The sequence below is a fragment of the Burkholderia sp. Z1 genome (assembly GCF_014893795.1).
Classification (GTDB): Bacteria; Pseudomonadota; Gammaproteobacteria; order Burkholderiales; family Burkholderiaceae; genus Burkholderia; species Burkholderia theae.
The window spans coordinates 1,092,681-1,111,504 of record NZ_JACFYL010000003.1 but is presented as its reverse complement, the minus strand read 5'-3'; the positions used below and the strand labels follow the sequence as shown (position 1 = coordinate 1,111,504).

Annotated in this window: 14 protein-coding genes and 1 pseudogene; 10 read left to right on the top strand and 5 right to left on the bottom strand. The window is 67.1% G+C overall.

The window, feature by feature from the left end; genetic code table 11:
* Nucleotides 1–89: 89 nt before the first annotated feature.
* Nucleotides 90–782, bottom strand: coding sequence for a TetR/AcrR family transcriptional regulator (locus H3H55_RS36950; protein ID WP_193103039.1), 693 nt, complete (start codon nt 780–782; stop codon nt 90–92).
* Between the two features lie 366 nt (nt 783–1,148).
* On the opposite strand from H3H55_RS36950, the gene H3H55_RS36945 reads away from it, so the two are divergent.
* The 8 genes from H3H55_RS36945 to H3H55_RS36910 all read left to right on the top strand — a co-directional run bounded on the left by H3H55_RS36945 (nt 1,149) and on the right by H3H55_RS36910 (nt 11,675).
* The gene (locus H3H55_RS36945) at nt 1,149–2,429 is read left to right on the top strand and encodes a Zn-dependent hydrolase (protein WP_193103038.1); all 1,281 of its coding nucleotides are present in this window, start codon (nt 1,149–1,151) and stop codon (nt 2,427–2,429) included.
* 127 nt (nt 2,430–2,556) lie between these two features.
* A complete protein-coding gene (locus H3H55_RS36940; protein WP_193103037.1) occupies nt 2,557–3,894 on the top strand; it encodes an NAD(P)-dependent oxidoreductase in 1,338 nt (445 codons plus the stop codon).
* Between the two features lie 58 nt (nt 3,895–3,952).
* Complete coding sequence (gene preA / locus H3H55_RS36935) at nt 3,953–5,266, top strand: NAD-dependent dihydropyrimidine dehydrogenase subunit PreA (protein WP_193103036.1); 1,314 nt, start codon at nt 3,953–3,955, stop codon at nt 5,264–5,266.
* Nucleotides 5,267–5,366: 100 nt separating this feature from the next.
* Nucleotides 5,367–6,875 carry an NCS1 family nucleobase:cation symporter-1 gene (locus tag H3H55_RS36930; protein ID WP_193103035.1) on the top strand — a complete coding sequence of 503 codons (1,509 nt, stop codon included), beginning with the start codon at nt 5,367–5,369 and terminating at the stop codon, nt 6,873–6,875.
* 52 nt (nt 6,876–6,927) lie between these two features.
* Nucleotides 6,928–8,385 (top strand): dihydropyrimidinase, encoded by a 1,458-nt coding sequence (gene hydA, locus H3H55_RS36925; protein WP_193103034.1) that lies wholly within the window; start codon nt 6,928–6,930, stop codon nt 8,383–8,385.
* 153 nt (nt 8,386–8,538) lie between these two features.
* Nucleotides 8,539–9,813: a NupC/NupG family nucleoside CNT transporter gene (locus tag H3H55_RS36920; RefSeq protein WP_193103033.1), complete on the top strand. Its 1,275-nt coding sequence runs from the start codon at nt 8,539–8,541 to the stop codon at nt 9,811–9,813.
* A 39-nt stretch (nt 9,814–9,852) separates the two neighbouring features.
* Nucleotides 9,853–11,169 (top strand): thymidine phosphorylase, encoded by a 1,317-nt coding sequence (deoA, locus tag H3H55_RS36915; protein ID WP_193103032.1) that lies wholly within the window; start codon nt 9,853–9,855, stop codon nt 11,167–11,169.
* A 116-nt stretch (nt 11,170–11,285) separates the two neighbouring features.
* Nucleotides 11,286–11,675: a cytidine deaminase gene (locus H3H55_RS36910; protein WP_129517516.1), complete on the top strand. Its 390-nt coding sequence runs from the start codon at nt 11,286–11,288 to the stop codon at nt 11,673–11,675.
* A 34-nt stretch (nt 11,676–11,709) separates the two neighbouring features.
* Here H3H55_RS36910 and H3H55_RS36905 read toward each other — a convergent pair whose 3' ends face one another.
* The 4 genes from H3H55_RS36905 to msrB form a co-directional block, all read right to left on the bottom strand.
* Nucleotides 11,710–12,825, bottom strand: a complete 1,116-nt coding sequence (locus tag H3H55_RS36905; protein WP_193103031.1) for an aromatic ring-hydroxylating oxygenase subunit alpha — start codon at nt 12,823–12,825, stop codon at nt 11,710–11,712.
* Nucleotides 12,826–13,036: 211 nt separating this feature from the next.
* Entirely contained in the window at nt 13,037–13,780 is a 744-nt protein-coding gene (gene msrA, locus H3H55_RS36900) for a peptide-methionine (S)-S-oxide reductase MsrA (RefSeq protein WP_129517514.1), read from the bottom strand.
* A 60-nt stretch (nt 13,781–13,840) separates the two neighbouring features.
* Nucleotides 13,841–15,643, bottom strand: a complete 1,803-nt coding sequence (locus tag H3H55_RS36895; RefSeq protein WP_193103030.1) for a cytochrome c biogenesis protein DipZ — start codon at nt 15,641–15,643, stop codon at nt 13,841–13,843.
* 35 nt (nt 15,644–15,678) lie between these two features.
* Nucleotides 15,679–16,209, bottom strand: a complete 531-nt coding sequence (gene msrB, locus H3H55_RS36890; protein WP_129517512.1) for a peptide-methionine (R)-S-oxide reductase MsrB — start codon at nt 16,207–16,209, stop codon at nt 15,679–15,681.
* Nucleotides 16,210–17,183: 974 nt separating this feature from the next.
* On the opposite strand from msrB, the pseudogene H3H55_RS36885 reads away from it, so the two are divergent.
* A pseudogene (locus H3H55_RS36885) lies at nt 17,184–17,612 on the top strand (DUF1016 N-terminal domain-containing protein); the annotation flags it as partial.
* A gap of 349 nt (nt 17,613–17,961) precedes the next feature.
* Nucleotides 17,962–18,819: a hypothetical protein gene (locus H3H55_RS36880; RefSeq protein ID WP_193103029.1), complete on the top strand. Its 858-nt coding sequence runs from the start codon at nt 17,962–17,964 to the stop codon at nt 18,817–18,819.
* Nucleotides 18,820–18,824 lie beyond the last annotated feature (5 nt).

The following is an 18,824-nucleotide window of genomic DNA, read 5'->3' as shown; positions in this document are numbered from 1 at the left end:
ACGCTGCGATACGGGCGACGGGTATCGCGCAGGGAGCCCCTGCGCGCGGCCCGTCGCCCGTCTTGTTTGTGTCGGATCGCGCGGCTGCGTTAGCGCTTCGCGTGCGGCGACACGGCGCCGCACGCACGAATCACGAACTGCACGACCTGCTCGGTCTTCTCGTCGAACGCCTTCTGCGTGAATGCGCGCTTGCCGCTCAGCGCACGGATCTGCGCGTCGAAATCCGCGTAGTGCTGCGTGGTCGCCCAGATCAGGTACATCAGCGCATGCGCGTCGATCGGCGCGAGCAGCCCGCGCGCGATCCAGCCGTCGATCACCTTCACGCGCGTGTCGAACCACGGCTTCACGCGTTGCGACAGGATGTCCTGCATGTGCTCCGCGCCCTGGATGATCTCGTTGGCCCAGACCTTCGAGCCGAGCGGGCGGCGCCGCGACAGCGCCATCTTCGCGCGTACGTAGCCGCCGATCGCTTCCACCGGATCGTCGTCGGCCTCGAACGAGCCGGCCGCGTGATGCCATTCCTCGAACAGGTCGTCGAGCACGCGGCGGTACAGCGCGAGCTTCGTCGGGAAGTAGTAATGCAGGTTCGCCTTCGGCAGGCCGGCGCGCTCCGCGATCATCGCGGTGCTCGCGCCGTCGAGCCCGCGCTCCGCGAACACGGCCTCCGCGCAGGCGAGCAGATGCGCTTCGTTGGACTCGCGGATGTGCGCCTTGCGTCGCCGCAATGGCGCGGTCGTTTCGTCACGGCCGGTCGCTTCGGCTGCCGCCTCGTCATGTCTCATCGTTGCCCTCGCGCGGCGGGCATGCCGCGTTGGGCTTCATTCTAGCCGCTGATCCGCGTCGAACGCACGCCTGCGGACCCGACGCATCCGCAGCGATGCTGCGTTGCGATGGCACGTTTCTCGCTCTATCGATCCACGCAAGAAAGACATTGCTTTGGTCATTTTGATCGTCTAAAACCTGTCCAATCGGACAGGATTCGACGAGCGGCGGAAGGCAACGTTAACCCTCCCGCCGATTCGTCGGACGAACTTCGCGAACGACCGGGACATGCACCGCACATGGGCGGGTTTGCCCCCGAATCAGGCATGGCACGCACCGGCACAGACCGGGCTGAGGACATCACCGACCCCACAGGAGCGATACGAATGAACGCGGTATCGGAAGCAGTGAAGCGGCCCGTCTTCGACCCGTCGATCAAGATCGACGGCAAGCGGTTGTGGGACAGCCTGATGGAAGTCGCGAAGATCGGCGCGACGCCGAAGGGCGGCGTGTGCCGCCTCGCGCTGACCGATCTCGACAAGGCCGGCCGCGACCTGATCGTCGGCTGGGCGAAGGCGGCCGGCTGCACGGTGACGGTCGATACGATGGGCAACGTGTTCATGCGCCGCGCGGGCCGCGTGGCCGACGCGGCGCCGGTCGTCACGGGCTCGCATGCGGATTCGCAGCCGACGGGCGGCCGTTTCGACGGCATCTACGGCGTGCTTGGCGGCCTCGAGGTGATTCGCAGTCTCAACGATCACGGCATCGAGACCGAGCATCCGGTCGAGGTCGTGATCTGGACCAACGAGGAGGGCTCGCGCTTCGCGCCCGCGATGGTCGCGTCCGGTGTGTTCGCCGGCGTGTTTCCGCTCGAATACGGGCTGTCGCGCAAGGACGTCGACGGCAAGACGATCGGCGAGGAGCTGGCGCGCATCGGCTACGCGGGCGACGTGCCGTGCGGCGGACGCAAGCTGCACGCGGCATTCGAACTGCATATCGAGCAGGGGCCGATTCTCGAAGCGGAGTGCAAGACGATCGGCGTCGTGACCGACGCGCAGGGGCAACGCTGGTACGAGATCACCTTCACCGGACAGGAAGCGCATGCGGGGCCGACGCCGATGCCGCGCCGCCGCGACGCGCTGCTCGGCGCGTCGCGGGTGGTCGATCTCGTCAACCGGATCGGCCTCGATCACGCGCCGTTCGGCTGCGCGACGGTCGGCATGATGCAGGTCCACCCGAACTCGCGCAACGTGATTCCCGGCCGCGTGTTCTTCACCGTCGATTTCCGTCATCCGGACGACGCCGTGCTCGCGAAGATGGATGCCGCGCTGCGCGACGGCGTCGCGCGCATCGCCGGTGCCATCGGGCTCGAGACGGAACTCGAGCAGATTTTCTACTACAAGCCCGTCGCGTTCGATCCGGCCTGCGTGGAGGCCGTGCGCGGCGCGGCCGAGCGCTTCGGCTACTCGCATCGCGACATCGTGTCGGGCGCGGGGCATGACGCGTGTTATCTCGCGCAGGTCGCACCGACGTCCATGGTGTTCGTGCCGTGTGTCGACGGCATCAGTCACAACGAGATCGAGGACGCGACGCCCGCGTGGATCGAGGCCGGCGCGAACGTGCTGCTGCATGCGATGTTGTCGCGCGCATGCGAGCCGGCTTCATGACGTATCGACCGTAGCAGCCGGCAAGCTGCATAGCGCGCGAGCGCAGGATTCCTCAGCATGACCGCCCCGACTGTGCATTTGCAGCCGGCGGGGACGGCTTTGTCTCCACCCAGTCGAAGGAACGCGTATGACCACCAAGCCAACCGGCGATATCGCCGCGCATCGCCTGTCGTCCACGCAACTCTCGTGCGAATTCGCGGATATCGCGCCGCTGCTCGATCCGACCGCGGCAGCGGCCGCCGCGAGCCGCTGCCACTACTGCTACGACGCGCCGTGCGTGCAGGCCTGCCCGACGCAGATCGACATCCCGAGCTTCATCCGCAAGATCGGCAACGGCAACCTGAAGGGCGCGGCGACCGACATCCTGTCCGCGAATCCGCTCGGCGGGATGTGCGCGCGCGTGTGTCCGACCGAGATCCTGTGCGAAGGCGCATGCGTGCGCAACCATCAGGATTCGCAGCCCGTCGCGATCGGCGCGCTGCAGCGGCACGCGACCGACTGGGCGATGGAGACCGGCGCGGTGCGCTTCCGGCGCGCGCCCGAAACGGGCCGCCATGTCGCGGTGGTCGGTGCGGGGCCGGCCGGGCTCGCGTGCGCACACCGGCTCGCGCTCGCCGGGCACAGCGTCACGCTGTTCGACGCGCGCCCGAAGGCGGGCGGCCTCAACGAATACGGGATCGCCGCGTACAAGACCGTCGACGATTTCGCGCAGCGCGAAGTCGAGTGGCTGTTGTCGGTCGGCGGCATCACGCTGGAAACGGGTGTGGCGCTTGGGCGCGACATGACGCTCGATGCGCTGCGCGAGCAGCACGACGCGGTGTTTCTTGCGATGGGCCTCGGCGGCGTGCGTGCGCTCGCGATCGACGGAGAACAACTGGCCGGCGTGATGAACGCGGTCGATTTCATCGAGCAGGTGCGGCAGGCCGACGGGCTGGAGAACGTGCCGGTCGGGCGGCGCGTGGTGGTGATCGGCGGTGGCAATACGGCCATCGATGCGGCGGTGCAGAGCCGCAAGCTCGGCGCCGAGCGCGTGACGATGGTCTATCGGCGCGGCGTGGACGCGATGAGCGCGACGTGGGCCGAGCGCGAGTTCGCGCAGAAGAGCGGTGTCACGCTCGTCACGCACGCGAAGCCCGTGCGCATGGTGGGCACGAACGGGCAGGTGACGGGCGTCGAATTCGAGGCGGCGTCGGGCGAACGCTTCACCGTCGACGCGGACATGGTGCTGAAGGCGATCGGCCAGACGCTGGTGCCGGAGGGCGTCGCGGCCGAGTTGCTGACGGCGGACGGCGCGCGTTTCGCGGTGGACGCGGACGGGCGCACCGCATGGCCCGACGTGTGGGCCGGCGGCGACTGCGCGGCGACGGACGGCATCGACCTGACGGTGCAGGCCGTGCAGGACGGCAAGCGCGCGGCTGCATCGATCGACGCGGCGCTCGCGCAGCACGACGCGAAGGCCGCCTAAGCGCACACGCACGCATCCACGCATCCACGATAGCGACCCCACTCTCACGGAGCCGAACATGGCCGACCTTCGCTGCACCATCGCGGGCATCACTTCGCCGAATCCCTTCTGGCTCGCGTCCGCGCCGCCGACCGACAAGGCCTACAACGTCAACCGCGCGTTCGAGGCGGGCTGGGGCGGGGTCGTCTGGAAGACGCTCGGGCTCGATCCGCACGTCGTCAACGTCAGTTCGCGCTACGGCGCCGTGCAGTGGAACGGCCAGCGCATCGCGGGGCTGAACAACATCGAGCTGATCACCGACCGTCCGCTCGACGTGAACCTGAGAGAGATCGCGCAAGTGAAGCGCGACTGGCCGGACCGCGCGCTGATCGTGTCGCTGATGGTGCCGTGCAACGAGCGCGACTGGAAATGGATCCTGCCGCTCGTCGAGGATACGGGCGCCGACGCGGTCGAGCTGAACTTCGGTTGCCCGCACGGGATGAGCGAGCGCGGGATGGGCGCGGCGGTCGGGCAGGTGCCCGAATACGTCGAGATGGTCACGCGCTGGGTGAAGGAGGGCACGAAGCTGCCGTGTCTCGTGAAGCTCACACCGAACATCAGCGACATCCGGATGGGCTCGCGCGCCGCGTACAAGGGCGGCGCGGACGGCGTGTCGCTGATCAACACGATCAACTCGATCGTCGCGGTCGATCTCGATCACATGGCGCCGATGCCGACCGTCGACGGCAAGGGCACGCACGGCGGTTATTGCGGCCCGGCGGTCAAGCCGATCGCGCTGAACATGGTCGCGGAGATCGCGCGCGATCCGGAAACGCCGAACCTGCCGATCTCGGGCATCGGCGGTATTTCGTCGTGGCGCGACGCGGCCGAATTCATGGTGCTCGGCGCCGGCAGCGTGCAGGTGTGCACCGCGGCGATGCATTACGGCTTCCGGATCGTGTCGGACCTCGCCGACGGGTTGTCGAACTGGATGGACGAGAAGGGCTACGCGACGCTCGACGACGTGCGCGGCCGCGCGGTGCCGAACGTGACCGACTGGAAATACCTGAACCTGAAATACGACATCAAGGCGCGCATCGACCAGGACCGCTGCATCCAGTGCGGGCTGTGCCATATCGCATGCGAGGACACGTCGCACCAGGCGATCACGCGCGAGAAGGACGGCGTGCGTCATTTCGACGTGATCGATTCGGAATGCGTCGGGTGCAATCTTTGCATGCATGTGTGTCCGGTCGAGCAATGCATCACGATGGAGCGCGTCGACTCGGGCGACTACGCGAACTGGACCACGCATCCGAACAACCCGGCGAGCGCGGAGGCGGGTACGAGTACGAGCCCGACGGCACCCGAGAAACACGCGAAGGCGGCTTGACCTGCATCCGGCGGCGCGGGGGATCCGGCGCCGCCGTTGTTCGTTCCCCTGGGCCGGCATCGCGCGATGCCGGCGCTGACGTTTACGTGGAGTGCGATCGATGAAACCCGCAGCGAATCCCGCCGATCCCGACAGCGCCGCGGCGCCGGGCGGCAGCCTGTACAACGACGACCTCGCGCCGACGACGCCGGCGCAGCGCACGTGGAAGTGGTATCACTTCGCGGCGCTGTGGGTCGGGATGGTGATGAACATCGCGTCGTACATGCTCGCGGCCGGGCTGATCCAGGAAGGCATGTCGCCGTGGCAAGCGGTGATGACCGTGCTGCTCGGCAACCTGATCGTGCTCGTGCCGATGCTGCTGATCGGCCATGCGGGCGCGAAGCACGGGATTCCGTACGCGGTGCTCGTGCGCGCGTCGTTCGGCACGCAGGGCGCGAAGCTGCCCGCGCTGTTGCGCGCGATCGTCGCGTGCGGCTGGTACGGCATCCAGACCTGGCTCGGCGGCAGCGCGATCTACACCCTGCTGAACATCCTGACCGGCAACGCGCTGCACGGCGCGGCGCTACCGGTCGTCGGCATTTCGTTCGGGCAGCTCGCGTGCTTCCTCGTGTTCTGGGCGCTGCAGATCTACTTCATCCTGCACGGCACCGATTCGATCCGCTGGCTCGAGAGCTGGTCCGCGCCGATCAAGGTCGTGATGTGCGTCGCGCTCGTATGGTGGGCGACGTCGAAGGCGGGCGGCTTCGGCTCGATGCTGTCGGCGCCGTCGCAGTTCGCGGCGGGCGGCAAGAAGGCCGGGCTGTTCTGGGCGACTTTCTGGCCGGGCCTGACCGCGATGGTCGGCTTCTGGGCGACGCTCGCGCTGAACATTCCCGATTTCACGCGCTTCGCGCATTCGCAGCGCGACCAGATGATCGGGCAGTCGATCGGGCTGCCGCTGCCGATGGCGCTGCTGTCGGTGGTGTCGGTGGTCGTGACGTCGGCGACCGTCGTGATCTACGGCAACGCGATCTGGGATCCGATCGACCTGACGAGCCGGATGACGGGCATCGGCGTGGGCATCGCGCTCGTGATCCTCACGCTCGACACGATGTGCTGCAACCTCGCCGCGAATCTCGTCGGCCCCGCATACGACTTCTCGAGCCTGTGGCCGAAGGCCATCTCGTACCGCACGGGCGGGATGATCACCGCGACGATCGCGATCGTGATGATGCCGTGGAAGATCCTCGCGACGACGGACGGATATATCTTCACCTGGCTCGTCGGTTATTCGGCGCTGCTCGGGCCCGTCGCGGGCATCCTGATGGTCGACTACTTCCTGATACGCGGCACGCAGCTCGACACGCGCGCGCTGTTCGACGAACGCGGCGGCTTCAGCTACGCGCGCGGCTGGAACCCGGCCGCGCTGGTGGCGCTCGCGGTCGGCGTGCTGCCGAACCTGCCCGGCTTCCTGCACACCGCATTTCCGGCGTCGTTCCCGAACGTGCCGGCGTTCTTCAACACGCTTTACACGTACGCGTGGTTCGTCGGCCTCGTGCTGGCGTCGGGCGTGTACGGCACCTGGATGAAGTGGCGCGCCGGACAGCGCGCGCAGATCGCGAGCGCATGACGTGCGCAGCCCGTCGCATGCGGCACCCGACAGTCAACGAGGAGGCAACCCTATGGCAATCCTGATTCGTGGCGGCACCGTGGTCGATGCGGACCGCTCCTATCGCGCGGACGTGCTCTGCGCCGACCCGCAGGACGGCGGCACGATCCTGCAGATCGCCGAGACGATCGACGCGCCGGCCGGCGCGACCGTTGTCGACGCGCACGACCAGTACGTGATGCCGGGCGGCATCGATCCGCATACGCACATGGAACTGCCGTTCATGGGCACGACCGCGAGCGACGATTTCTATTCGGGCACGGCCGCCGGGCTGTCGGGCGGCACGACGAGCATCATCGATTTCGTGATCCCGAGCCCGAAGCAGCCGTTGATGGACGCGTTCCACGCATGGCGCGGGTGGGCCGAGAAGGCGGCGGCCGATTACGGCTTCCATGTGGCGGTGACGTGGTGGGACGAGAGCGTGCACCGCGACATGGGCACGCTGGTGCGCGAGCACGGCGTGTCGAGCTTCAAGCACTTCATGGCGTACAAGAACGCGATCATGGCCGACGACGAGGTGCTCGTGAACAGCTTCACGCGTTCGCTCGAACTCGGCGCGCTGCCGACCGTGCACGCGGAGAACGGCGAGCTCGTGTTCCAGCTGCAAAAGGCGCTGCTCGCGCGCGGGATGACGGGGCCGGAGGCGCATCCGCTGTCGCGGCCGCCGGAGGTCGAGGGCGAGGCCGCGAACCGCGCGATCCGCATCGCACAGGTGCTCGGCGTGCCCGTGTATATCGTGCACGTGTCGGCGAAGGACGCGGTCGACGTGATTACGCGCGCGCGCAGCGAAGGGCTGCGCGTGTTCGGCGAGGTGCTGCCGGGCCACCTCGTGATCGACGAGGCGGTCTATCGCGACCCGGACTGGACGCGTGCGGCCGCGCACGTGATGAGCCCGCCGTTCCGCTCGGCCGAGCATCGCGAGGCGCTGTGGCGCGGGCTGCAGTCGGGGCAGCTGCATACGACGGCGACCGACCACTGCGTGTTCTGCGCGTCGCAGAAGGCGATGGGCCGCGACGATTTCACGAAGATCCCGAACGGCTGCGGCGGCGTCGAGGATCGCATGTCGGTGCTGTGGCATCACGGCGTGAATCACGGCCGCATCACGCCGAACGAGTTCGTGCGGATCACGTCGACGAACGCCGCGCAGATCTTCAACCTGTATCCGCGCAAGGGCGCCGTGCAGGTGGGCGCCGATGCCGATCTCGTCGTGTGGGACCCGGCCGCGACGAAGACGATTTCGGTGAAGACCCATCACCAGCAGGTCGACTTCAACGTGTTCGAGGGGATGACCGTGCAGGGCGTCGCGACGCACACGCTCACGCGCGGTGCACTTGCGTGGGCCGACGGCGACCTGCGTGCGGTGCGCGGCGCGGGTCGTTATTTGAAACGGCCGCCGGCGGCCGGCTACTACGAAGCGGCACGCATCGCGAACCGGTTGCGCGAACCGCATCCGGTCGAGCGCGTGGGTTGAACGGCGTGTGTCTTGCGGGGCGTGCCGGTTCGAGCGGCACGCCCCGCACGCATTTGAGCGCGCCGAACGAGTAATATCCACCGACGGCGTCGCAAGAGCGTTCCGGGCCGCGTGCCGGACAAGATCAATAACATTGAGAGAAAGGAGCACAAGGTGGATATTCTGCGCAGTCTCCTGGGCATGTCGTTCCTGCTGTTGGTGGCTTACCTGCTGTCGAACAACCGGCGCGCGGTGAGCGGCCGGACCATGATCGCCGCGCTGCTCACGCAGCTCGCGATCGGCGCGCTGGTGCTGTTCGTGCCGTCGGGCCGTGCGGCACTGGCGGCGGCCGCGAACGGCGTCAATCGCGTGCTCGACATGGGCAATCACGGTATCTCGTTCGTGTTTGGCGGGTTGGTCGACAGCCGGATGTTCCAGCTGTTCGGCGACGGCGGCTTCGTGTTCGGCCTGCGCGTGCTGCCGATGATCATCTTCGTCACCGCGCTGATCGCGGTGCTGTACTACATCGGCGTGATGAAGTGGCTCGTCGCGATCCTCGGTGCCGGGCTCGCGAAAGTGCTCGGCGTGAGCCGCATCGAGGCGTGCTCGGCCGTCGCGACGATCTTTCTCGGGCAGAGCGAGATGCCCGCGCTCGTGAAGCCGTTCGTGCGGAACATGACGAGCGCCGAGATCTTCACGGTGATGGCGAGCGGCATGGCGTCGGTCGCGGGCTCGGTGCTGGTCGGCTATGCGGGCCTCGGCGTGAAGATGGAATATCTGCTCGCCGCGTCGTTCATGGCGGTGCCGGGCGGGCTGCTGTTCGGCAAGCTGCTGTTTCCGACCGTCGAACCGAGCCGCGTGGTGGTCGACGGCCTCGATTTCGACGACAAGCGGGCCGCCAACGTGATCGAGGCGGCGGCGTCCGGCGCGTCGGTCGGGCTGCGGATCGCGATCAACGTCGGCGCGATGCTGATCGCGTTCGTGGGGCTCATCGCGCTGATGAACCTCATCGTCGGCGGCGTGGCCGCGTTCGCGGGCTTTCCGCAGATCACGCTGCTGGGCATTCTCGGCCATCTGTTCGCGCCGCTGGCGTGGATCATCGGTGTGCCGTGGCACGACGCGGCGCTGGCCGGCAATTTCATCGGCGAGAAACTGATCTTCAACGAGTTCGTCGCATACGGCGACCTGTCGCCTTACCTGAAGGGCAGCGAGCACGTCGCGGCGGCCGGCCTGCAGGTGCTCGACCCGAAGACGCTCGCGATCGTGTCGTTCGCGCTGTGCGGCTTCGCGAACTTTTCGTCGATCGCGATTCTCGCGGGTGGCTTCAGCGCGGTCGCGCCCGAGCGCCGCTCGGAAGTCGCGCGGCACGGCTTGCGCGCGCTGACGGCCGCGACGCTGTCGAACCTGATGAGTGCCGCGATTGCCGGCCTGTTCTTCTCCCTGCATTGAACCGTGCAGCAGCCACTGACTGATCGAGGAGATGCAACGATGTTTCTACCGCAGGAATTCATCCGCAAGAAGCGCAACCGGCAGCCGCTCGATCACGACGGGATAACCGCGTTCGTGCGCGGCATCACCGACGGCAGCGTGACCGAGGGGCAAGTCGCGGCGTTCGCGATGGCCGTGTACTTCAACGACCTGAGCGTCGACGAGCGAGTCGCGCTGACGATCGCGCAACGCGATTCGGGCGACGTGCTCGACTGGCGCGCGCTCGATCTCGACGGGCCGGTGATCGACAAGCATTCGACCGGTGGCGTCGGCGATGTGGTGTCGCTGATGCTCGGGCCGATGGTGGCCGCATGCGGTGGCTACGTGCCGATGATCTCGGGGCGCGGGCTCGGCCATACCGGCGGCACGCTCGACAAGCTCAGCGCGATTCCCGGCTACGACGTGATGCCCGATACGGCTGCGTTTCGACGCACGGTGCGCGACGTCGGCGTTGCGATCATCGGGCAGACCGCGCGACTGGCGCCGGCCGACAAGCGCATCTATGCGATTCGCGACGTGACGGCGACCGTCGAGTCGGTCGCGATGATCACCGCGTCGATCCTGTCGAAGAAGCTGGCGGCCGGGCTCGACGGGCTCGTGATGGACGTCAAGGTCGGCTCCGGTGCGTTCATGCCGACCGTCGAGAAATCGGCGGAACTGGCGCGCAGCATCGTCGACGTCGGCAACGGCGCCGGCATGAAGACGACCGCGATCCTCACCGACATGAACCAGTCGCTCGCGCCGTGCGCGGGTAATGCGCTCGAAGTGGCGTGCGCGATCGACTACCTGACGGGCAAGTCGCGTCCGGCCCGCCTGCATGAAGTCACGATGGCGCTCGCGGCGCAGTTGCTCGTCACCGGCGGACTGGCACGCGATACCGCGCAGGCGCGGGCGATGCTGCAGCACTCGCTCGATTCGGGCGCGGCGGCGGAACGTTTCGCGAGAATGGTCGTGGCGCTCGGCGGCCCCGCGGACCTGATCGATGTGCCGTGGCGGCATCTTGCGCGGGCGGCGGTGATCGTGCCGGCGCCGTCGCGCGCGAGCGGCGTGGTGCGGCACGTCGATTGCCGCGCGCTCGGGCTGGCGGTCGTGGCGCTCGGCGGCGGCCGCATGCGCGCCGAAGATGCGATCGACACGCGGGTCGGACTTTCCGCGCTCGCGGAGATCGGGCAGCGCGTCGACGCAGGTCAACCGCTTGGCTATGTGCATGCCCGCGATGCCGACACCGCGGCGCACGCGGTGGACGCGGTCCAGCGCAGCTACGTGCTGGGCGAGACGGGCGACGCGCCGCCGACCATTCACCAGCAGATCGGCTGAGCCTGCACGGGGGAGTGTGCGGGCATCGGTGGCCGCTTTACATCAAGGGAGTATCGTGCGCACCGGGATGCGGGCGCGGCGATGCATCCCAACCCACTACCGGAGGCACCATCGCGATGGAACGAAACGAACTGATCGAACAGGCCAAGGCGGCGCGCGAACGCGCGTATGCGCCGTATTCGCGCTTCAAGGTCGGCGCGGCGCTGCAGGCGCACGACGGCACGATCTTTCACGGCTGCAACGTCGAGAACGCGTCGTACGGATTGTGCAATTGCGCGGAACGCACGGCGATGTTTTCGGCCATCGCCGCCGGCTATCGTCCGGGGGATTTCGCACGCCTCGCGGTCGTCGGCGACACCGACGGCCCGATCGCGCCGTGCGGCGCGTGCCGTCAGGTGATCATCGAGATCGGCACGCCCGACATGGAAGTGATCCTGAGCAACCTGAAAGGGGCGGTCGACGTCACGACGGCAGACACGTTGCTGCCGGGCGCGTTCCGGTTGTAACGGCGCGCGCCGCGGCGAGCATGCGCCGCATGGATCACGCGCCGTCGCGCGCTTCGCGGATCGGGATCACGGTGCGCGCACCGCACTGGCGCAGCAGGTCGCGCAGCTCGTTGATGACCGGAAACACTTCGTGGTTCCAGTCGGCGCCCTGGCGATCGTGCGCTTCCTGCTCGCGCTCGACGATCCAGCGATCCTCGCGGAAGATGCGCTCGGTGAACCAGACGAGCAGCGGCCACGCGAGATCGAGTGCGAACGGGATGCCGGGCTTGTGGATCGACAGCAGTCCGAACGTGCGGTTGGTGCGTTGCTCGGCGTCGAGCGGCACGTAGACGATCCACAGATCCATCACGAGCGTGCCTTCGCTCGAACGGATCTGCAGCGTCTGGTACGGGTAGATGGTGCGCACCGTCATCACGCTCTTGTCGGACTGGTCGGCCGGCTTCTTGCTCGCGCCGAACACGAGCGCTTCGCCGACCGGCTGCTTGCCTTCCATCCGTACGAACGTGTAGTCGACCTCGACCCAGTCGTCGCCGCGGCGACGGCCCACCGAACGCGCGCGCATCTGCCCCATCTGCTTGCGATGCAGGAACTGATGGTTCATGTCCATCAGGTTCTCGTGCATGAACGAGTAGTGGCACTTGACCTCGCGGCCGAAGCGGCGGGTCTTGTACGCGCGGTCGTTTGCCGATTCGAGCGCGGGGAACGGCCGCTGGTCGGCGAGCGTCGCGTCGCCGGGAAACACGAAGATCAGCCCGTGCGCTTCGCGGCACGGATACGCGCGCACGCCGTTGGGCAAACGCTCGCGGCCGAGGTAGGGCACGTCGACGCAGCGGCCGCTGTCGCACGCGTAGGTCCAGCCGTGATAACAGCAGCGCAGCGTTTCGCCGCTCACGACTCCTGCATGCAGCGGCACCTGGCGGTGCGCGCAACGATCTTCGAGCGCGTACACGGCGCCCGATTCGGTGCGCACGAGCACGATCGGATCGCCGGCGAAGCGCACGCCGAGCGTCTTGCCGCGCTTCAGCTCGCGCGACCACGCAAGCGGATACCAGTGATCGGGGTGAATGGGCACGCGGCGCAGGTCGCGCACGACCGCGCCGGTGGACGGTTCCTCGAGGGTATTGCTGTCAGGCAAAGGCACTGCGCGCATGCGTGACGCCTCCTGGCTGGGCGATTGTTCCGAACGCCGCACCGTGGCGGCGGGGATCTGAAGAAGTCTACGCGAAGTTGCCCGGTACGGCGGACGCGATGCGGGTTTGCCCCGGCACGGCGGCAGGTGTTTCGTTGATGCGGCGCAAACCGGGCCGCAGGGCGGCGCGCGCGCTGGCCGCGCGGCACCGCATCATGCGGCCGGCTGAGGATCACGAGCCGGTGTCGCTCCACAGCACCGCGTTCGTGCGGTACAGCGCCGGGAAGTGCTGCTTCAGCCCGGCGACCTTCGGCAGGTCGTTGAACGCGATATACGGCGCGTCGGGATGCAGCTCGAGGTAGTTCTGGTGATAGGCCTCGGCCGGATAGAACCCCTTGTACGCCTCGACGCGCGTGACGACCGGCGCGGCAAACACATGCGCGGCACCAAGCTGGGCGATGTATGCGGTCGCGACCGCGCGTTGCTGCGCGGTGGTCGGGAAGATCGCGGACCGGTACTGCGGCCCGTCGTCGGGGCCCTGACGGTTGAGTTCGGTCGGGTCGTGCACGACCGAGAAGAACACCTGCAGCAGTCGGCCGTACGTGACTTGCGTCGGGTCGTAGACGATGCGAACCGATTCCGCGTGCCCCGTCAGCCCCGAGCCGACGAGCGTGTAGTGCGCGGTTTCGGACGCGCCGCCCGCATAACCGGCCGTGACCTGCTTCACGCCCTTCACGTGCTCGAACACGCCCTGTACGCCCCAGAAGCAGCCGCCGGCGAGCACGGCCGTTTCGTCGTGCGCCGCGCCGGGCGTTTCGTCGAGCGTCGGCGCGGGCACGGTGCGCATCGGCTCGGCGGAATTGACGACGCGCTGGAAGCCGAACACGGCGGCGGCCGCGACGGCGATGGCGCCGATGCGGCGCAGCATCGCTGCGCGCCGTCGCGACGCGGAATCTCGGGTGGGTGTCGGGTTCATCATGTGCTCCTTCTGATTGCGTTGGCGAAGACGGTGGCCGGGTGGCGGCGGCGCCTGGGTTCAACCGAAAGTGAATGCGTACGCATCGACCCCGCGATCGAGAAACTCGATCGCGAACGTGCGGTCGGCGATCGCGCCGGGCTGCCGGACGAGCTGATACAGGCGCTGCCCGGTGACGGTGCCGTAGCCCTGCGCGTCGACGTCGGCGCCGTGCGCGGCACCGGGCGCCGCGCCGTCGAGCGTCACGCGAAAGCGTACGGGCTGGCCGTTCGCGCCCGGGCCGAGCACGAGGTGCAGGTCGCGCGCATGGAAGCGGTAGACGATCCGGCCGTCCGGCGCGGCGAGCGACGCGCGCTCGGCGCCGACCTGCCACGTGCCGGCGAGGCCCCAGTCGTTGAGGTCGGGGCGGGCCGGCGCGTCGTAGCGGTGCGCCGTATCGCGCACGACGCCACCCGGCGACGTGAAGTCTTCAGCGCGCGCATAACCGACATAGGTTTCGGGCGAGCGGACATCCGCGGTGTCCGCTGCCGCGAGCGAGCCGCTCGCGGGCGCACCGGCGAGGCCGAGCGGCACGTTCAGCGCTTCCGGATGGCCGGCTTCGGCAAGCAGCGACTGGATCGCGCGTTCCGACTGCGCGTATTCGCCTTCGCCGAAGTGGTGATGGCGGATGCGCCCCTGTGCGTCGATGAAGTAGTGCGCGGGCCAGTATTCGTTGCCGAACGCGCGCCAGATCGAATAACCGTTGTCGATCGCGACCGGGAAGTCGATGCCGAGGTCGTGCACAGCCTTCTTCACGTTGCCGATGTCGCGTTCGAACGCGAATTCCGGCGCGTGCACGCCGATCACGACGAGCCCATACGGCGCGTACTTGCGTGCCCACGCGGTCGTGTACGGCAGTGTGCGCAGGCAGTTGATGCATGAGTACGTCCAGAAATCGACGAGCACGACCTTGCCGCGCAGGCCGGCCGCCGTCAGCGGCGGCGAGTTCAGCCATTGCACGGCACCGTCGAGCGACGGCAGCGTGCCTTCGACGGGCAGCGTGGACGGTTTCGCGTCGGCCACGCGCATCATCGCGCCGCCGCTTGTATTGCCGGCCGCGTTGCCCGTTGCGGGCGTCGTCACCGGTGCGCCGTTCGAGCGCCCGCCGAGCCGGTCGACGAGCTTCGTCTCGAGCCCGCCCGTCGTGACGGTCGACAGTTGCGCGAGCGCGCCGGTATCGAGGCCGAGCGCGATCGCGCCGGTACCGGCCAGCAGCGCCGCGCCGATCCCGCGCCGGATCCATTCGCCGGCGCCGAGCGAGCGCTTCATCGCGGCGAACACCTTGCCGCCGATCACGAGCGCGACGCCGAGCGACGTCGCCGCGCCGGCCGCATACGCGACGAGCAGCAGCGTCGTGCCGACGCTCGCGCCGCGCAGCGCAGCGCCGGTCAGCACGAGGCCGAGGATCGGGCCCGCGCACGGCGCCCACAGCAGGCCCGTGGCGACGCCGAGCAGCAGCGACGACGCGGGGCCGGCCGGGCGGCCGTCGCGTTGCGCGAAGCCGGTGAGCCGGTTGCCGGCGGCGACGAGCGGGCGCGTCAGGTGTTCCGCGAAGCGCGGCATCAGCAGCGTCAGGCCGAACACCGCCAGCAGCACGATGGCGATCCAGCGGCCGGCCTGGTTGGCCTGCGCGACCCAGCCGCCGCCGACGGCCGCGAGCGTCGCGACGACGGCGAACGTCAGCGCCATGCCGGCCAGCAGCGGCAGGCCGGTGCGCACGAACGGCTGGTCGGCGCGCGCGAACACGAACGGCAGCACGGGCAGGATGCACGGGCTCAGGATCGTGAGCACGCCGCCGAGATAGGCAAGGACGATGAGCAGCATGGTGCGTTCTCCAGTCGGTCGAGAGTGGGGCCGGATCAGGCGGCGGTCGTGTGGAAAGTGAGCGCGAGGCCGTTCATGCAGTAGCGCAGGCCGGTCGGCTGCGGGCCGTCGTCGAACACGTGGCCGAGATGGCCGCCGCAGCGGTGGCAATGCACTTCGGTGCGGACCATCCCGAACGACGCGTCGGCGTTGGTATCGACCGCGTGGTCGAGCGGTTTCCAGAAGCTCGGCCAGCCGGTGTGGCTATCGAACTTGGTGGCCGACGAGAACAGTGCGAGGCTGCAGCCCGCACACGCGAACGTGCCGTGCCGGTGCTCGTCGTTCAGCGGGCTGCTGTACGGCCGCTCGGTGCCGGCTTCGCGCAGGATCGAGTACTGGGCGGGCGTGAGCCGGCGATGCCACTCGGCGTCGCTGAGCGTGACCTCGAAAGGGGCGGCCGGCTGCGGGGTGGCGGGCGGCGCGGCGAATGCGCGGCCGACCAGCGCGCGGCGGCCGACGGACGACAGGGTCGCGAGCGCGGCGAGGCCGGTGGCGCCGGCGAACAGCAGGTGTCTGCGGGTGGGCATGATGGGCTCCTGGAAGCAGGTCCTGAAAATATGCGCCCATCGTAGGCAGAGGCCGGTGTCCAAGTCCTCACGGAAAGTTAAATGAATTGTGATGAATGGCGGGGGTGTGGCGGTGAGGGGCGTGGGAATCAGGCCAAGCTCCGGCGGGCAAGGGCCTTTGAGCGGGTGAGCCGCCGATGTTTACCGAGCACCTGTTCGCGTTGCGATTTTTAGTGTTTTTTAGTGTTCGTGGCGTGGCGTGGCGAATCCGGACTTTGGCTTGCCGATCGAATCGGGCTGAGGCACGAGCGTTGTTTGACTGCGGTCGCGAATTGCGCTGAGCGTCTGACGCGCATTGATAGACGGATGAATTTGCAAGCTGGCACGACCGACGCGTGGTGCGCGTGTCGACGCGGAAGCTAGACAGTTTCTACGTAGAAACTTCAGGAAGTGAGTTCGGACGTGCGCCGTTGGGCAGTGAAATGGTGCCGCGATCCGCTCCGCCGAAGTGGTCTGTTCCGAGGCGGGATGCGGCGGAATGAAAGGGGACATAGTAAGGGTTATGTTTCCCTTCCTTTTGGGACAGAGGTGAAGCCCCGCGTTCGCGGCATTCCGCCTAGGGAATTGAGCGTTCCCACCGCGGCGATCGCAAATCGGTGCCGTCACCGTTTCGGCGCCCCTGTATTTCTGGCGCTGGCGACAACATGCTGGGGGCGAGTATTGGGCATTGCGTCACACGCGGGCCTGGAGGTTCTTCGATCCGGGCAGGGCTACTGGAGAGACGGCTTCGCCTCCGGCGGTGCTGAAGCTCAATTGCGAGCGCTTGCATTTAGCGCGGTGAGAGGCGAGGGCATCGGTGGGCAGATGGCTGAATTCTCTCCGCGGTGCGGAGAGAATTGGGGGAGCGTCCGTCAGGGTTCCGCCGTTGCCGAGATTCCGGTAACGTGGCCCCTATTGGCACGCGCCGGCCCGCCGACTCCTCCATTGTTGACCAGATGACTGAATTAGTCCCCGCACCCCTATTGACCGACATTCGCCGCATGATTGATTCGGCGCGCGCCCGGGCGGCGGCGGCCGTCAACGCGGAACTGACCCTACTTTATTGGCAGGTTGGTCGTCGCATTCGAGATGATGTGCTGGGTGGTGAGCGCGCGGGTTACGGACAACAGATCCTCCCCGCGCTTGCACGACAACTGAGAGGCGAGTACGGCAGGGGGTGGAGCGAGCCGCAATTGCGCCACTGCATCCGCGCGGCCGAGGTGTTTCCGGATGAACCGATTCTCTCCGCACTGCGGAGAGAATTGAGCTGGACCCATCTGAAGATGTTGATGTACGTCGACGACCCGCTCAAGCGCGACTTCTACATTGAGCTCTGTCGTCTGGAGCGCTGGTCGTCGCGGCAGCTGCAGGAGCGGATGCAGGCTGCACCAATCTATTGCGGCGGCACGTGCCAGACTTGATGTTCAACGCGAGTCGTAATGACAGGAAGGCTAATCTCATTGGAATGCACTTCCGCGACGTCTGCAAACGGCCACGCGCGGTACCGGGGGCACGCAAAAGTCGATCAGCAACGTTACAGCTGCGTGGAAAGAGATGACGGAGCGCGCAAACGCGGAGTTTGACGTATGGCCGCGCCGGAGTGGGCCAACGTGTTCGCGCACGTTCCCAAAAATGAGGCCGACGAACATATTGCCGCTGGTCGCCATACCTCCCGGCACCATTGACTCACCATGGAAAACGAGGAAAAGCCATGATGTCCGGGAGCGATCGCACATGAGTACGCCTAATCAGACTGAAACACTCGTTCTGCTCGATCGCAACGTGATGTCGGTCGTCAAAGATGCCAACGCGGGCAAGCGACAGAAAGGCACCAAAGAGCTCGCGATGCTGGAGCGGCTGCGGGCGATCGACAAGCGGTTTCATTCCGTCTCACCCCTTTTCTCGCTGATTGAGGGCGAGCACGGACGCAAACCCAGCGCAGACGAACTGTTTATCGGGCTTACCAAGGAAGCCAGAGCTTTGGACGCGTTCTTTGAGTTCGCGACTACTGACTCCCTACTTCTTACCTATATGGCCGGTGTATTTGTCGAGACCTTCACCGGCATGCAGGAAGTCAGCGAGGTCGGGCGAGCGCAATTGCTTGTGCGCGGCGCGTCCCTGGTCGTCCAAAAGATCGCCCCCTCGAAGCGAAGGGCCGTTGAAGAAAAGCTGCGAGACATCGCAGAAGACTTGTGCCTGCAAAGTGGGGACGCCGCGCTGATGCTGCTAATGGCATGCCTTTACGGGAATGATCTTGCACGCGACGTGATCAAGCCAAGCCAGTTGATCAAGAAGCCGCGCGGGGCTGATAAGACTTACAACGTGCTCAGCGATATCCATCTTATACCGCTCTTGGAGTCGATCAGGATTGAGGCGCGCAAATCTCCCATTCCTCTGCACGTGCAGTTCTGGACCCTGGACGAAGGTCTTGACCATGTGCTGAAAAACGTGGCCGTCGCAGCAAGTGAGATCGGAGCGCGAGGGGAAATTCAATTGCGACTGGCCTATCTGCCCGACTTGTTCCCGGATCTGAGCAAAGACGAAGCCGTTGCCTTGGTGGCCCGACTCACAACCCTACGAGCAAAGATCTAACTGCG

Bases quoted from the DNA above. Each gene is read 5' to 3' on its own strand.
- H3H55_RS36950 (WP_193103039.1), bottom strand. From the start codon at position 782: ATGAGACATGACGAGGCGGCAGCCGAAGCGACCGGCCGTGACGAAACG.
- H3H55_RS36945 (WP_193103038.1), top strand. From the start codon at position 1,149: ATGAACGCGGTATCGGAAGCAGTGAAGCGGCCCGTCTTCGACCCGTCG.
- H3H55_RS36940 (WP_193103037.1), top strand. From the start codon at position 2,557: ATGACCACCAAGCCAACCGGCGATATCGCCGCGCATCGCCTGTCGTCC.
- preA (WP_193103036.1), top strand. From the start codon at position 3,953: ATGGCCGACCTTCGCTGCACCATCGCGGGCATCACTTCGCCGAATCCC.
- H3H55_RS36930 (WP_193103035.1), top strand. From the start codon at position 5,367: ATGAAACCCGCAGCGAATCCCGCCGATCCCGACAGCGCCGCGGCGCCG.
- hydA (WP_193103034.1), top strand. From the start codon at position 6,928: ATGGCAATCCTGATTCGTGGCGGCACCGTGGTCGATGCGGACCGCTCC.
- deoA (WP_193103032.1), top strand. From the start codon at position 9,853: ATGTTTCTACCGCAGGAATTCATCCGCAAGAAGCGCAACCGGCAGCCG.
- H3H55_RS36910 (WP_129517516.1), top strand. From the start codon at position 11,286: ATGGAACGAAACGAACTGATCGAACAGGCCAAGGCGGCGCGCGAACGC.
- H3H55_RS36905 (WP_193103031.1), bottom strand. From the start codon at position 12,825: ATGCGCGCAGTGCCTTTGCCTGACAGCAATACCCTCGAGGAACCGTCC.
- msrA (WP_129517514.1), bottom strand. From the start codon at position 13,780: ATGAACCCGACACCCACCCGAGATTCCGCGTCGCGACGGCGCGCAGCG.
- H3H55_RS36895 (WP_193103030.1), bottom strand. From the start codon at position 15,643: ATGCTGCTCATCGTCCTTGCCTATCTCGGCGGCGTGCTCACGATCCTG.
- msrB (WP_129517512.1), bottom strand. From the start codon at position 16,209: ATGCCCACCCGCAGACACCTGCTGTTCGCCGGCGCCACCGGCCTCGCC.
- H3H55_RS36880 (WP_193103029.1), top strand. From the start codon at position 17,962: ATGAGTACGCCTAATCAGACTGAAACACTCGTTCTGCTCGATCGCAAC.